Below are 14,354 nucleotides of genomic sequence, written 5' to 3'. Positions count from 1 at the left end.
AGGGACAATTCAGGCGCCGCCGAAACGACTCGCCTGCACGATTTTTTCAGGTCTCGTCAGTAATCGGAGCTGGCCCGATGGCGGCGCATGAACATGCGCTGGCGCTCCGCCGCAAGGTCGACGACCTTCTGCTTCTTGGCAGGCCCGGCCTGCACCACCGCAGGGCGCGTCCGCTTCACCGGAGCCGCCACCGCAAAGCGCTGCCACTCCTCCCAGCCGTCGATCTCCAGCGCCTTGGTCAGCGTGGCATTGTGGCCGTAGATGTCCGGTCGGCGCTGCAGCTTGCCGTTCTCGTCGACGAACGCGGTGAAATAGGCGAGATGCACCGGCACCGGCCGCGTCAGGTCCGCCCGCTTCTCCTGGCCGCCGACCATCGACTTCAGCCGCGCCGCGGTCCATTCGCTATCCATCTGCAGCAGGGCATCGGCGAAGTCGAACGGATCCTGCACGCGCACGCAGCCATGCGAGAAGGCGCGGGCAGAGCGGGCGAACAGGCTCTTCGACGGCGTGTCGTGCAGGTAGACCGCGTGCCGGTTGGGAAACATGAACTTGATCTGGCCCAGCGCATTGCCCCCGCCCGGGCGCTGGCGGATGCGCACCTTGTTGAGGTTGACGCCCGACCAGTCGACCGACGACGGATCGACGACGCGCCCGCCGGCCAGCACCTCGTAATTGCGCTGCGACAGATAGCCGGGATCCGACATGATCGACGGCAGCAGCTCTTCCGAGGCGATGGAATACGGCACGTTCCAATAGGGATTTACGATGACGTGGTCCATCACGTCGGAAAAGACCGGCGTCTGGTTCGACGGCTTGCCGACGACGACGCGGGTCTCGTAGACCTGCGCCCCGTCGCGGAACAGCCGCGCCTTGAACTCGGGGATGTTGACGAAGATGTGGAAGGCGCCGAGGTCGCGCGGCATCCAGCGCCAGCGCTCCATGTTGGCGACGATGTCGCTCTCGGCCATGCCGTCGTCGGAGACGGCGTTCAGCGCCAGCAGCGTGCGCGGGCCGACGACGCCGTCGGCATGCAGCCCGTTCTCGCGCTGGAAGGCGAGCACCGCCTCCTTCACCCGCGCATCGAACAGCTCTTCCGCCGAAGCCTCGCTTGCCTGATCCGCAACCGCATCGGCAGCGGCCTCGGCCTCCACGGCACGCTCGCTCGTCAGGCCGAGCCGGGCACGCAGCACGGCAACGCGCGCATCGCGCATGCCTTCCTTCAGCGTCGCCCCGTCCGGCACCATCGGCGGCGTCTCGTCCTCGTCCCTGGCGCGGATCTCGGCCAGCGCCGCGCGCAGCGCCGCAAAGCCCGGTTGCGGCGGGTTGTAGCCCTCCAGCACCGCCGCCGGATCGGCGGAGGCGGCAAGGGCGGCGAGCACCTCCTGCGGCTCGGGATGCACCGGCTCCAGCGTCACGTTCTTCGACAGGGACACCGGTTGTACGCGCCCCGCCTGCGCATGGTCGGCATAGGCAAGGGCCGCGGCCGACAGCAAGGCCTCGAAGCGCGCGGCCCGCGCCTCGTCCATGCGCCCGGCCGAATGCGCCAGATCGGCCGGCAGGGCATAGTCCGCCGGCTTCAGCCCGTCGCGATCCGCCTGCGCGAGACGCGCCACGAGCCGCCGCGCCTCCACCGTCGGCACGCCGTCGGCGATCCACAGCAGCTCGTGGCCGCGCGCGGCGTAGAACTCGTCCAGCTGCTTGCGCCGCTCCGCGCTCATGAAGGGCAGCGCGCCGTCGCTTTCGGAAAGTCCGGCCCCGCTCTCCAGCAGCACGGCCAGCGCCGGCTCGGGCAGCGGCGCGGCGAGGACGGCCGGCACCTCGGCATCTTCGCCTGCGCCGGTTATCGCGCCGGTCGTCGCCAGCGCCGGCAGCGCGCTCGTCAGCATCAGGCCGGCAAGGGTGGCGGCGATGCGGGCCGGGCGGAAACGAATACTGCGGGCCATGAAGCTCTTCCGGTTGCCCCGTCCGGGCGAACCGCGCCCGTGCGGAGGTGATTCTGTTCTGTGAACACCCAGCAAGCCGCCTGGGTCCCGTCAATGCAAGTCACGTCGCGTCACGGGCGGCGCTACTCGGCCGCCTCCGCATCCGGTGTTGCATCGAGGCCATAGTCCTTCAACTTTCGGTAGAGGGTCGACCGCCCTATCGACAACCTGCGCGCGACTTCGGTCATGCGCCCGCCATAGTGGTCGATGGCGGTGCGGATCATCTCCGCCTCCACGTCTTCCAGCTTGCGCACATGGCCGTGATCGTCGAGCGAACGCATGTAGCCGAAGGGCGTCGCCAGCCCCGCAGCGTCCTTGTCGAGGGCGACACCGGCCGTCTCCGGTGCCTGCTCGGCTGCGGTCTCGTCTCCGGTTTCCGCTGCCGGGCCTGCCTCGTGTTCGGCGAGGGGCCGCGCGGCCGGCGCGCGCGATGCGGCCGGAAGGCTGCCGACGCTCGCCTGCACCTGCGGGAAGTCGTCGGCGACCAGATGGTCGCCCTCGCACAGCACCACGGCACGGAACACCGCGTTCTCCAGCTGGCGGATGTTGCCCGGCCAGTCGTAGGCCTGCAGCATGGCGACCGCGTCCGGCGAAACGGTCGAGATGTGCGGGCGCCCCTCCTCCGCGGCGAAACGCGCCAGGAAGTGCCGCACCAGGTCGGGAATGTCCTCCGGCCGGTCGCGCAGCGGCGGCAGCCACAGCGGAAAGACATTCAGCCGGTAGTAGAGGTCCTCGCGGAACTGGCCGTCCTTGACCAGGTCGATCAGCCGCCGGTTGGTCGCCGAGATCAGCCGGAAGTCGACCTTCACCGGCCGCCTTGCACCGATCGGGTCGATCTCCCCCTCCTGCAGCGCGCGCAGCAGCTTCACCTGGATGTCGAGCGACAATTCGCCGACCTCGTCGAGGAACAGCGTGCCGCCATGCGCCTCCTGGAACTTGCCGACATGCTTGTCGACCGCCCCGGTGAAGGCGCCCTTCTCGTGGCCGAACAGGATCGATTCCACCAGATGCTCGGGGATCGCGCCGCAGTTCACGGTGATGAAGGGCTTGGCCCGCCGTTCGCTGGAGCCCTGGATCGCCCGGGCGATCAGTTCCTTGCCGACGCCCGATTCGCCCTCGATCAGCACCGGGATATGCGAGGTGGCGGCGCGCCGTCCTACGCGGATCACCCGCTCCATCGCGTCGGACCGGGTGACGATGTCGTCGAAGGAAAAGGTGCCGCTCGCCTGCTTGTGGATGCGGGTGATCTCGCCTTCCAGCGCCGACATGCGCATGAAGGTGCGGATCGCCACTTCCAGCCGCTCCGGCGAGACGGGCTTGACCACGAAATCCTGCGCCCCGGCGCGGATCGCGTTGACCGCCGCATCGATGCCGGCATGCGCCGTCTGCACGATGATCGGCACGGTCTTCTTCATCTCGCGCAAGCGCGCGATCACGCCCATGCCGTCGAGCTCGGGCATCACCAGGTCGAGGATGACGAGGTCGACATCGCCGCCCTCCGCCGAGGCCATCATCGCCACGGCTTCCGCGCCGTTCTCGACGCTGCGCGCCCGGTAGCCGAAGCGCTTGACCGCTTCCTCCAGCAGGCGCCGCTGCACGGGATCGTCGTCGGCGATGAGGATGCGTCCGCCTGTGGGGATCATGCGTTCGCCTGCCTTTGTTCGGAACTGTCTCAATTCGGGTCAGGCTATCCGTGCACCGGTAAACAAAATGTCCACATTTGCCGGCGCGCGGCCTCTTCGCCCCGCCTTTAGCCGTTGCCCTTCACCGACAATCCACAATATCCAAGGGGCAGGACGATACGGTGCGAGTTGGCGCCCGGACACGAGACCACGACACGAAAGCGGAGACCTCATGACGCACGCGACAGGCTGGACACAGGCACGGGGCGCACAGGCACGCGGGGCCCGCTCGGCGGCGGAAGGCGGCAGCGCGGCGAGCGAACTGGGCACCCTGCCGGAGTGGAACCTCGCCGACCTCTATCCCGCCCATGATTCCCCGCAGGTCGCGGCCGATCTCGCGCAGGCGGCACGCGACGCGAGCGCTTTCGAAGAGCGCTACAAGGGCAAGCTCGACGAGATGGCCCGCCGCTCCGGCGCGGAACTCGCCGGAGCCATCCGCGAGATGGAAGCCCTCGACGACCTGATGGGCCGTCTCGCCTCCTATGCCGGCCTCTTCTACTCCGGCAACACCACCGACCCGGTCCGGCAGAAGTTCTACGGCGACGTGCAGGAGAAGCTGACGACGGCCAGCACCCACCTGATCTTCTTCGCGCTGGAGCTCAACCGCATCGACGACGCCGTGCTCGACGAGGCCGCCCGCGATCCCGAGCTCGGCCATTACCGCCCCTGGCTCGACGACATCCGCAAGGCCCGCCCGCACCAGCTGGAAGACCGCATCGAACAGCTCTTCCACGAGAAGTCGGTGACCGGGGCCGGCGCCTGGAACCGGCTCTTCGACGAGACGATGGCGGGTCTGCGCTTCGATGTCGACGGCACCGAGCTGTCGCTGGAGCCGACCCTCAACCTGCTGCAGGACGCGGACGGCAGCCGGCGCGAGACCGCTGCCAAGGCGCTGAGCAAGACCTTCCGCCAGAACCTGCCGGTCTTCACGCTGATCACCAACACGCTGGCCAAGGACAAGGAGATCTCCGACCGCTGGCGCGGCTTCGCGGATATCGCCGACAGCCGGCACCTGGCCAACCGGGTAGAGCGCGAGGTGGTCGACGCCCTGGTCGAGGCCGTGCGCGAGGCCTATCCCGCCCTCTCCCACCGCTACTACGCGATGAAGGCCGGCTGGCTCGGCCGCGACGTGCTGGATTTCTGGGACCGTAACGCGCCGCTCCCCTCAGCGGACAACCGCCGCATCCCCTGGGACGAGGCGCGCGACACCGTGCTCGGCGCCTATGGCCGCTTCTCTCCGAAGATGGCGGACATCGCCCGCGACTTCTTCGACAAGGGCTGGATCGACGCGCCGGCGCGCACCGGCAAGGCGCCGGGAGCCTTCGCCCATCCGACCGTGCCCAGCGCCCACCCTTACGTGCTGCTCAACTATCAGGGCCGCACCCGCGACGTCATGACCCTGGCCCATGAGCTCGGCCACGGCGTCCACCAGGTGCTGGCCGCGCCGAACGGCGCCCTGATGGCGCCGACGCCCCTGACGCTGGCCGAGACGGCGAGCGTGTTCGGCGAGATGCTGACCTTCAAGGCGCTGCTCGGCCAGGCCGAGACGCCGGAAAAGCGCAAGATCCTGCTGGCCGGCAAGGTCGAGGACATGATCAACACCGTGGTCCGGCAGATCGCCTTCTACACGTTCGAGCGCAAGGTCCATGCGGCCCGCCGCGAGGGCGAGCTGACCTCCGCCGACCTGTGCGAACTGTGGATGTCGGTGCAGACGGAGAGCCTTGGCCCGGCAATTCGCCTCGGCGAAGGCTACGAGACCTACTGGACCTACATCCCGCACTTCATCCACTCGCCGTTCTACGTCTACGCCTATGCCTTCGGCGACTGCCTGGTGAACTCGCTCTACGCGGTCTACGAGGACGCCGAGGCCGGCTTCCAGGACAAGTATTTCGCCATGCTGTCGGCCGGCGGCACCAAGCACCATTCGGAGCTGCTCGCCCCGTTCGGCCTGGACGCCACCGATCCCGCCTTCTGGCGCAAGGGCCTGTCGGTCATCGCCGGCTTCATCGACGAACTGGAACGGCTCGACGCATGAGCGGGATCACGGGCGGGGGGCGGAACAGGCCCTCCCCCGCCGGCCCGCCCTTTTCCCACACGCCCTATGACGGCTCGGCCCGGCCCTTCAGCGTCGGCCTGCAGCCGCTCGACCTTGCCGACTGGATCGAGCCCGACGACCGGCTCGCCGAACAGCTGGACGAGAAGGAACGCCTGCTGGCCGGCGGCGGCGAAGCCCCCGTCCTGCTCGCCGAAGAAGGAACGGAAAGCGCCCAGCAGGAAGTGCTCGACCTCCTGGCTGCGCACCTGCCGCAGCGCTTTCCGGATCTTTATCGCCGCGAAGGCGAGGCGATCCGCATCCTGCCCGCCGGGCGCACGGTTTCGCTGTCCGGCGACGACGACATCCAGCTCGGCCGCGCCGCCCGGCTGGTGCAGGAAGACCTCATTCTCATGCGCGCCTCGCCGCAAGGGTATCGCCTTGCCGCGGGCGCGCTCTGCTTTCCCTCGTCCTGGTCGCTCGCCGACAAGTTCGCCCAGCCGATGACCGCGATCCACGAGACGGTGCCCGGCTTCAACGACGGGCGCATGGGACCGATGGTCGCACGCATCTTCGACAATCTTACCGCCGACCGCCCCAGCTGGCGGCTCAACTGGTCGCTCTATACCGGCCCCGGGCTGCACCGCCCCTTCCCCAAGCGGATCGCCGCGGACGGCACCGATCCGCACCGGCTGGCGCGGGACGAGGCTGGCGGCCTGCATGTGCGGGTCGAGCGCCAGACCCTGCGCCGCCTGCCGCACAGCGGCGATATCCTCTTCACCATCCGTATCCACCACGACCCGGTCGCCGCCTTCGCCCGCCACCCGAACGGGGAGCAGCTGGCGCTCGGCCTGCGCCGGCAATTGCTGGAGCTCGACACCGCCCAGACCGCCTACAAGGGGCTGGCCGCCGACCGCGACGCCATCGCGGAAAGCCTTGCCCGGCTCGCCGCCTCGCTCGCACCCGAATGAGGGCGCCTCTGCCCCGGCCGGATCGATCCACTATATCTGTCGGGACGTAGCAGCAGTTCCGGACACACCGTCCCGCAACCGGCCGAGGCACGAATGAGCACCCAACCACCCCGCGACCGCGAGCAGAACCGCCTGAGCGCCCGTGTCGGCCGTTATGCCCGCGTCGGCGCCAACATGGGCGGCCTGGCCGCGAAGATCGCCGGTGCGCGCGTCTTCGGCTACACGATCGACAACGAGAAGCAGGCGGCGGAGCTGGCCGCCGCCCTCGGCGGGCTGAAAGGCCCGTTGATGAAGGTCGCCCAGCTCATCTCCACCATTCCCGACGCGATCCCGCCCGAATATGCCGCCGAGTTGGCGCAGCTGCAGTCCGATGCCCCGCCGATGGGCTGGGCCTTCGTCAAGCGGCGCATGTCGGCGGAGCTCGGCCGCGACTGGCAGTCGCGTTTCGCCGGGTTCGACCGCGAGCCCTCGGCCGCCGCCTCGCTCGGCCAGGTGCACCGGGCCCAGGCGCAGGATGGCGAGAGCCTTGCCTGCAAGCTGCAATATCCCGACATGGCCTCCACCGTGGAGGCGGACCTGCGCCAGCTGTCGCTGCTCTTTTCCGTCCATCGCCGCATGGGCCCGGCCATCGACACCAGCGAGATCGCCCGCGAGATCGGCGACCGGGTGCGCGAGGAGCTCGATTACCGGCGCGAGGCCCGCCACATGGCGGCCTATGCGCAGATCTTCGCCGACGAACCGCGCATCCGCGTGCCGCAGGTGCGCGAGGAACTGTCGACCGGGCGCCTGCTCACCATGTCCTGGCTCGACGGCCGGCCGCTGCTGAGCTTCAGGGATCATCCGCTGGAGGACCGCAACCGGCTCGCCGAGGTCATGTTCCGCGCCTGGTGGCACCCGTTCAGCCATCACGGGCTCATCCATGGCGACCCGCATCTGGGCAACTACACGGTCTTCACCGACGGCGACGCGCCCGCCGGCATCAACCTGCTCGACTACGGCTGCATCCGCATCTTCCCGCCCGGTTTCGTGCGCGGCGTCGTCGATCTCTATCGCGGGCTGCTGCATGGCGACGACGATCTCGTCGTCTCCGCCTACGAGCGCTGGGGCTTCCGCGGCCTCACCCGCGAGCTGATCGACATTCTCAACATCTGGGCGCGCTTCATCTACGGCCCGCTGCTCAGCGACCGGGTCCGCTCCATCGCCGACGGCATCAAGCCGGCGGAGTACGGCCGCAAGGAAGCCTTCCGCGTCCACCGGGCGCTGAAGGAGAAGGGGCCGGTGACGGTGCCGCGCGAATTCGTCTTCATGGACCGGGCGGCCATCGGCCTCGGCGGCGTCTTCCTGCATCTGAAGGCCGAGATGAACTTCTTCCGCCTGTTCAACGAACAGATCGAGAATTTCGAGCAGGACACCGTCGCGGCCCGCCAGGCGGCCCTGCTGGAAGGGGTCGGTCTGACGCCGTCGGTCGCCGGCTGATCCGACCCGCCGAACCCTGCTGTGATATGGCCGCGACCGGTCTCAAGGTCGCGGCGCGACTGCCCGTCCCCCAGCGTGTCCCCCAGCTTGTCCCGCAGCGCAAACTGCGCGTTGCCCGAGGGAAGCTGTCTGCTATAAGTACGCCAAACATCCACCCTGGCTACGAGAGGGATCCATGGCAGACCACAACGCTCCGTCGATGGACTACGCAGAGCACGAGCGCACCTATAACGGCTTCATCAACTTCTCGAAGGTCGGCACCATCGCCTCCCTGAACGTGATGCTGTGCCTCCTCCTCTTCACCTTCGGCGGCAGCGCCGGCACGTTCTTCGGCTGGATCGCGCTGATCGCAACGCTCGCCGCGGCGGCCGTCGGCCTTGCCACCGGCGCCAAGGGCTGGATCCCCTCCGCCGTGGTCTTTCTGATCACCGGCCTGATCGCGATCGTGACCGCCGCCTGACCGGCTTTTCGACGGTCGCAGATTTTTCGCACACTGGCCGATTTTCGTACACTGGGAGGAGACAACCGATGAAGCTGGCTGTGCCACGCGAGAGCGAGGCAGGAGAAACGCGCGTCGCCGCAACGCCCGACACCGTGAAACGGTTCGTCTCGCTCGGCTTCGAGGTCAGTGTCGAAACCGGCGCCGGCACGTTGTCGCGCGTCGTCGATGCCGACTATCAGGCCGCCGGTGCCACCATCGCCAGGGACGCCAGGACGACGCTCGAGGGCGCCGATCTGGTCCTCAAGGTTCGCCGCCCCGGCGCGGCCGAGCTCGGCCTGATGAAGAGCGGCGCCATCGTCATCGCGACCATGGACCCTTACGGCCATGACGACGCGGTCAAGGCGATGGCCGAGGCCGGCATCTCCGCCTTCGCCATGGAGTTCATGCCGCGCATCACCCGCGCCCAGGTCATGGACGTCCTGTCCTCCCAGGCCAACCTTGCCGGCTACCAGGCCGTCATCGACGGCGCCGCGGAATACGACCGCGCCATGCCGATGATGATGACCGCCGCCGGCACGGTTCCGGCCGCGCGCGTCTTCGTCATGGGCGCCGGCGTCGCCGGTCTCCAGGCGATCGCGACCGCCCGCCGCCTCGGCGCGGTGGTCAGCGCCACCGACGTGCGCCCGGCCGCAAAGGAACAGGTCGAGTCGCTCGGCGCCAAGTTCATCGCCGTGGAGGACGACGAATTCCGCCAGGCGGAGACGGCCGGCGGCTACGCCAAGGAAATGTCGGACGAGTACAAGAAGAAGCAGGCCGAGCTGGTCGCTTCGCACATCGCCAAGCAGGACATCGTCGTCACCACCGCCCTGATCCCCGGCCGGCCCGCGCCGCGCCTGATCACCAAGGAAATGGTCGCCTCGATGAAGCCCGGCTCGGTGATCGTCGACCTCGCCGTCGAGCGCGGCGGCAATGTCGAGGGCGCGGTGCCCGGTAAGGTCGCCCAGGTGGGCGAGGTGAAGATCGTCGGCCACCTCAACGTGCCGGGCCGTCTCGCCGCCTCCGCCTCGGCGCTCTACGCCAAGAACCTGGTCGCCTTCGCCGAGACGCTGGTCGACAAGGAGGCCAAGGCCATTGCCGTGAACTGGGAGGACGAGCTGGTCAAGGCCACCGTCCTCACCCGCGACGGCAAGGTGGTGCACCCGGCCTTCGCGCCGGCAGCCGGATAAGGGGGGACGCCATGTCGGAACTCAACGCCAACGAAACGCTGGAGCGCGCCCGCGCTGCCGCAGAAGCCGCACGCGAGGCGGCCGAGACCGCCCAGGCGGCGGCCGATGCGGCCCGCGGCTATGCGGACCAGATCGCCGGCGGGGCGGGCGATTCCATCGCTCACGCCGCCTCCGCCCTCACGGGCGGGGCGATCGATCCCTTCGTCTTCCAGTTCACCATCTTCGTGCTGGCGATCTTCGTCGGCTACTACGTGGTCTGGTCGGTGACGCCGGCCCTGCACACGCCCTTGATGTCGGTCACCAACGCCATTTCGAGCGTGATCGTGGTCGGCGCGCTGCTGGCCGTGGGCGTCGACCTTGCCGCCGACGGCGCGGCTCATGCGCGGGGCTTCGGCTTCCTTGCGCTGGTCATGGCCAGCGTCAACATCTTCGGCGGCTTCCTGGTCACGCAGCGCATGCTCGCCATGTACAAGAAGAAGCAGAGATAGGGGGCCGGACACGATGCTTTCCGCCAATGTCACGGCCGTCCTCTATGTGGTTTCGGCTGTTCTCTTCATCCTGGCGCTGCGCGGGCTGTCCAGCCCCGAAACTTCGCGCCAGGGCAACATGTTCGGCATGGTCGGCATGGCCATCGCCATCGTCACCACCCTGCTGACCGCCGCACCCGGCTTCAGCGGCCTGGCGCTCATCGTTGGCGGCCTCGCCATCGGCGGCGGCATCGGCGCGGTGATCGCCAGGCGCGTGCCGATGACCGCCATGCCGCAGCTGGTCGCCGCCTTCCACTCGCTGGTCGGCATGGCCGCGGTGCTGGTGGCCGCCGGCGCGCTCTATGCGCCCCAGGCCTTCGGCATCGGCACGGTCGGCACCATCCACGGGGCCAGCCTCGTGGAGATGTCGCTCGGCGTCGCCATCGGCGCGATCACCTTCACCGGTTCGGTCATCGCCTTCGCCAAGCTCGACGGGCGCATGTCCGGCGCGCCGATCATGCTGCCCGCACGCCACCTCATCAATGGCGGCCTGGCAGCCCTGATCGTCCTCATGGTCATCGTCTTCGTCGCGACCGAAAGCCACACCGTCTTCTGGATGATCGTCGTCCTGTCGCTGATCTTCGGCGGCCTGATCATCATCCCGATCGGCGGCGCGGACATGCCGGTCGTGGTGTCCATGCTCAACTCCTATTCGGGCTGGGCGGCCGCCGGCATCGGCTTCACGCTGGGCAACATGGCGCTGATCGTCGTCGGCGCGCTGGTCGGCTCCTCCGGCGCGATCCTGTCCTACATCATGTGCAAGGGCATGAACCGCTCCTTCATCTCCGTCATTCTCGGCGGCTTCGGCGGCGAGACCGCTGCGGCCGGCGGCGGCGGGGCGGACGACCGTCCGGTCAAGCAGGGCTCGGCCGAGGACGCGGCCTTCATCATGAAGAACGCCGCCAAGGTCATCATCGTGCCGGGCTACGGCATGGCGGTTGCCCAGGCGCAGCACGCCCTGCGCGAGCTCGCCGACACGCTCAAGGAGGAGGGCGTCGAGGTCAAATACGCCATCCATCCGGTGGCGGGCCGCATGCCCGGCCACATGAACGTGCTGCTGGCCGAGGCCAACGTGCCGTATGACGAGGTCTTCGAGCTGGAGGACATCAACTCCGAGTTCGCCCAGGCCGACGTCGTCTACGTCATCGGCGCCAACGACGTCACCAACCCGGCGGCGCGCGACGATCCGACCTCGCCGATCTACGGCATGCCGATCCTCGACGTCGACAAGGCCGGCACGGTGCTCTTCGTCAAGCGCGGCATGGGCTCCGGCTATGCCGGCATCCAGAACGAGCTGTTCTTCCTGGACAAGACGATGATGCTGTTCGGCGATGCCAAGAAGATGACCGAGGGCATCGTCAAGGCGCTCTGAGCACGGCTCTTCCTCGTCGCACGCGGTTCGCGGCGCGCCTCCCAACGGGGCGCGCCGTTTGCGTTTCGCAGCACGTGGGACGTACGGATCAGGAGCGCTGCTGCAGCAGCGGCGTTTCCCGCACGGGGCGGTGCTGCGCCTCGAGCCTCTCGCAAAAGTCCGGAATGGCGCCCGCGGCCATCGGCCGCGCGAACAGGAAGCCCTGCACGATCTGGCAGCCGGTATCGCGGACGAAGCGCAGCTGCTCCGCCGTCTCGATACCCTCGATCAGGGTCTCGGCGCCCAGCGTCTCGGCCAGTTGCATGATGCCCTGGACGATACTGGCCCGGATCCGCTCGTCGCCCTCCAGCACGAAGGAGCGGTCGATCTTCAGCACGTCCGGCTTCAGTCGCATCAGATAGGCGATGTTGGAATAGCCGGAGCCGAAATCGTCGAGCGCCAGCCGGACGCCGAGCTCGGCGAGCGCAGCGAGATTGGCCTCGACCTGGGCATCGTCGATCAGCAGCACCCCTTCCGTGATCTCGATCTCGAACTGCCGGGCCGTCAGGCCGTGGCGCGCCAGCACCGCCGCCACCTGCGCCGCAAGGCCGGGGCTCTGGAAGGTGCGCGGCGACAGGTTCACCGACACCCGCAGCCGCCGTCCCGCCGCGTTCCACGCCGCCGCGGTGCGGCAGGCCTCGTCGATCACGAAGCCGTCGAGCTCCGCGATCTGGTCGCCTTCTTCCAGGATCGGGATGAACAGACCGGGCGGAACGATCGTGCCCGTCGCGGCATCGCGCCACCGCACCAGCGCCTCGGCGCCGGTAACCGTGCCGCGCCCGATATGGACCTGCGGCTGAAATTCGAGGAACAGGTCGCCGGCCGCCAGCGCCTGCGGCAGCGAGCTGCGCAGGGCCTCGGCACGGTCGCGGCGATCCGAGATTCCCGCCTCGTAGAACACCTGCCGTCCGCGTCCGCGCGCCTTCGCCTCGTAGAGCGCTGCGTCGGCGGCGAGCATCGTCGCGTCGATGGTCGCCCCGTCCTGCGGCCACACCGCAATGCCGCAACTGAAATGCAGCGGGATCGTCTCGCCCTTGAAGACCAGCGCCGGCGGGTCCGCCATACGCTCGCCGATCAATGCGGCAAGGTCGCCGCCCCCCTCCTGCGGCAATGCGACCGTTGCCACGAACTCGTCGCCGCCCCAGCGCGCGACGATGCCGCGATCGCCGAACCGCGCCACCAGCCAGTCGGCCGCCGTCTTCAACAGCGCATCGCCTGCCAGATGGCCGTGGCGGTCGTTGACGGCCTTGAACCGGTCGAGATCGAAGATCAGCAGGGCATGCCCCTGCACCGGCCCGGCAGCGGTTGTCGCCGTGGCCCATTCGGTAAAGCCGCGCCGGTTGGCGAGGCCCGTCAGGCTGTCGCGGCCGCTGGCGAGCCGCAGTTCGGCAACCATCCGCCGGTTGCGCCACCGCAGCGCCAGCGAGATGAACGACAGGACGAGCAGCATGGTGACGCTGCCGATCACCTCTACCCATGCGCCGGCGGAATTTTCCGCCCGTATCTTCAAGGCCTTGTCGATATCCGCCTCGACGCCGCGCATGTAGTCGCCGGTCCGGCGCGTCAGTTCGGAGCTGGTGCGACGCAGGTCGGCGAGCGTCGCCTCATCGATGGGTGTCTTTCCCGAGGCAAGCCGGTCGAGGCCCTCCAGCAGCGCCCAGGCGACGGGCGCCACCTTGGAATCGGGCTCGACCAGCGGCCCACGGGACAGGCCGGCCAGGACTTCGAAGCGGATGTGCAGATGGTCCGCCGCGGTCGAGATCAGCCGCCGCGCTTCCGGCGAGGCGGCATCGGTGCTCAGCGCCTGCAGCATGCCGTCCACCCGCGCGATCTCGGCCAGGGTAAAACGCATGTGGCGCACCATATGCTGTCCGGCATCCGGCTCCGGCTGGTTCAGCGTCGCGACGCCGCGCAGCGCCACCAGCGTCGCCACCAGGCAGGCGCAGGCCACCGCCCCCACGACCAGCCAGGGCTGCATCGGACGGAGCAGGGCGCGTTGCGCGAAGATCCGTCTGAGGCCATTCACCATTCGATCTCGACGATCAGCCAGACGCTTCGGTCGACATAGGTGCGCCCGTCGAGTTCCGGATAGCGGGCGATGGGATAGACGATCCGTGCCGGCCCACGCTGGCGCAGGGTCAGGCGCTCCTGGCCGACGCGGGTCGCGACGACGATGGGCCACCGCTCCCAATCCTCGCGCGGAATGTCGGCCGAGTAGCCGTCGGAGGCGCGCACGATGAGGCCCTCGGCCTCGCCGGCGCCGATCATCTCGACGAGATCGGACAGGAGAACGCCCCGAAACGTGGTCACCGGCTCGTCGGGACTGGCGTTGCCCTGGATCTCGACCGTCGGCAGGCGCTCGATCTCCTCGATCGCCAGATCTCGCGTCACGCCATCTTGCGTCAGAAGGATATACCCCGCCGCCGTCGCGCTATCCGAAGGCGACACGCCCGTCGCCTGCGCGGTCAAGGTTGCCGCGAGAAGAACAACGGTGCCGAGCAGAGCTGCGAACATCCGTGCGACAGACATGAGATCCTCCATTCGACAGTCGTCCAGGAAGAGCCCAGCCACCTTGCACGACGCCATATTCTGTCGCCGGCGAACA

The 14,354-nt window shown here is 68.6% G+C and carries 11 protein-coding genes; 7 read left to right on the top strand and 4 right to left on the bottom strand.

Annotated elements, in window-relative coordinates:
* Positions 1–56: 56 nt before the first annotated feature.
* Both MNI96_RS04030 and MNI96_RS04025 read right to left on the bottom strand, forming a co-directional pair.
* Entirely contained in the window at positions 57–1,943 is a 1,887-nt protein-coding gene (locus MNI96_RS04030; RefSeq protein WP_249690609.1) for a L,D-transpeptidase family protein, read from the bottom strand.
* A gap of 122 nt (positions 1,944–2,065) precedes the next feature.
* Entirely contained in the window at positions 2,066–3,625 is a 1,560-nt protein-coding gene (locus MNI96_RS04025; RefSeq protein WP_249690608.1) for a sigma-54-dependent transcriptional regulator, read from the bottom strand.
* Positions 3,626–3,836: 211 nt separating this feature from the next.
* Between MNI96_RS04025 and MNI96_RS04020 the strand changes: the two genes are divergently transcribed.
* The 7 genes from MNI96_RS04020 (at position 3,837) to MNI96_RS03990 (ending at position 11,710) form a co-directional block, all read left to right on the top strand.
* Entirely contained in the window at positions 3,837–5,699 is a 1,863-nt protein-coding gene (locus tag MNI96_RS04020) for a M3 family oligoendopeptidase (RefSeq protein ID WP_249690607.1), read from the top strand.
* Complete coding sequence (locus MNI96_RS04015) at positions 5,696–6,667, top strand: heme-dependent oxidative N-demethylase family protein (protein WP_249690606.1); 972 nt, start codon at positions 5,696–5,698, stop codon at positions 6,665–6,667. Before MNI96_RS04020 ends, MNI96_RS04015 begins: the two co-directional genes overlap by 4 nt.
* A gap of 93 nt (positions 6,668–6,760) precedes the next feature.
* Positions 6,761–8,143 (top strand): ABC1 kinase family protein, encoded by a 1,383-nt coding sequence (locus MNI96_RS04010; protein WP_249690605.1) that lies wholly within the window; start codon positions 6,761–6,763, stop codon positions 8,141–8,143.
* A 175-nt stretch (positions 8,144–8,318) separates the two neighbouring features.
* Positions 8,319–8,603, top strand: a complete 285-nt coding sequence (locus tag MNI96_RS04005; RefSeq protein ID WP_249690604.1) for an aa3-type cytochrome c oxidase subunit IV — start codon at positions 8,319–8,321, stop codon at positions 8,601–8,603.
* Positions 8,604–8,671: 68 nt separating this feature from the next.
* On the top strand, positions 8,672–9,811 hold the full coding sequence (locus tag MNI96_RS04000; protein WP_249690603.1) for a Re/Si-specific NAD(P)(+) transhydrogenase subunit alpha: 1,140 nt from the start codon (positions 8,672–8,674) through the stop codon (positions 9,809–9,811).
* A gap of 11 nt (positions 9,812–9,822) precedes the next feature.
* Positions 9,823–10,299: a proton-translocating transhydrogenase family protein gene (locus MNI96_RS03995; protein ID WP_249690602.1), complete on the top strand. Its 477-nt coding sequence runs from the start codon at positions 9,823–9,825 to the stop codon at positions 10,297–10,299.
* Positions 10,300–10,312: 13 nt separating this feature from the next.
* Positions 10,313–11,710: an NAD(P)(+) transhydrogenase (Re/Si-specific) subunit beta gene (locus MNI96_RS03990; protein ID WP_249690601.1), complete on the top strand. Its 1,398-nt coding sequence runs from the start codon at positions 10,313–10,315 to the stop codon at positions 11,708–11,710.
* 88 nt (positions 11,711–11,798) lie between these two features.
* Here the strand turns inward: MNI96_RS03990 and MNI96_RS03985 are convergent, their stop codons facing one another.
* Positions 11,799–13,778 (bottom strand): putative bifunctional diguanylate cyclase/phosphodiesterase, encoded by a 1,980-nt coding sequence (locus MNI96_RS03985; protein ID WP_249690600.1) that lies wholly within the window; start codon positions 13,776–13,778, stop codon positions 11,799–11,801.
* Positions 13,772–14,278 carry a putative pterin-binding protein gene (locus MNI96_RS03980; protein WP_249690598.1) on the bottom strand — a complete coding sequence of 169 codons (507 nt, stop codon included), beginning with the start codon at positions 14,276–14,278 and terminating at the stop codon, positions 13,772–13,774. The genes MNI96_RS03985 and MNI96_RS03980 overlap by 7 nt, the downstream gene beginning before the upstream one ends.
* Between the last annotated feature and the right edge of the window lie 76 nt (positions 14,279–14,354).

Source organism: Stappia sp. WLB 29 (genome assembly GCF_023507705.1).
Taxonomy (GTDB): Bacteria; Pseudomonadota; Alphaproteobacteria; order Rhizobiales; family Stappiaceae; genus Stappia.
This window is presented reverse-complemented; position numbering and strand designations above follow the sequence as displayed.

Coding starts and splice junctions, on each gene's coding strand:
- MNI96_RS04030 (WP_249690609.1), bottom strand. CDS start 1,943: ATGGCCCGCAGTATTCGTTTCCGCCCGGCCCGCATCGCCGCCACCCTT.
- MNI96_RS04025 (WP_249690608.1), bottom strand. CDS start 3,625: ATGATCCCCACAGGCGGACGCATCCTCATCGCCGACGACGATCCCGTG.
- MNI96_RS04020 (WP_249690607.1), top strand. CDS start 3,837: ATGACGCACGCGACAGGCTGGACACAGGCACGGGGCGCACAGGCACGC.
- MNI96_RS04015 (WP_249690606.1), top strand. CDS start 5,696: ATGAGCGGGATCACGGGCGGGGGGCGGAACAGGCCCTCCCCCGCCGGC.
- MNI96_RS04010 (WP_249690605.1), top strand. CDS start 6,761: ATGAGCACCCAACCACCCCGCGACCGCGAGCAGAACCGCCTGAGCGCC.
- MNI96_RS04005 (WP_249690604.1), top strand. CDS start 8,319: ATGGCAGACCACAACGCTCCGTCGATGGACTACGCAGAGCACGAGCGC.
- MNI96_RS04000 (WP_249690603.1), top strand. CDS start 8,672: ATGAAGCTGGCTGTGCCACGCGAGAGCGAGGCAGGAGAAACGCGCGTC.
- MNI96_RS03995 (WP_249690602.1), top strand. CDS start 9,823: ATGTCGGAACTCAACGCCAACGAAACGCTGGAGCGCGCCCGCGCTGCC.
- MNI96_RS03990 (WP_249690601.1), top strand. CDS start 10,313: ATGCTTTCCGCCAATGTCACGGCCGTCCTCTATGTGGTTTCGGCTGTT.
- MNI96_RS03985 (WP_249690600.1), bottom strand. CDS start 13,778: ATGGTGAATGGCCTCAGACGGATCTTCGCGCAACGCGCCCTGCTCCGT.
- MNI96_RS03980 (WP_249690598.1), bottom strand. CDS start 14,278: ATGTCTGTCGCACGGATGTTCGCAGCTCTGCTCGGCACCGTTGTTCTT.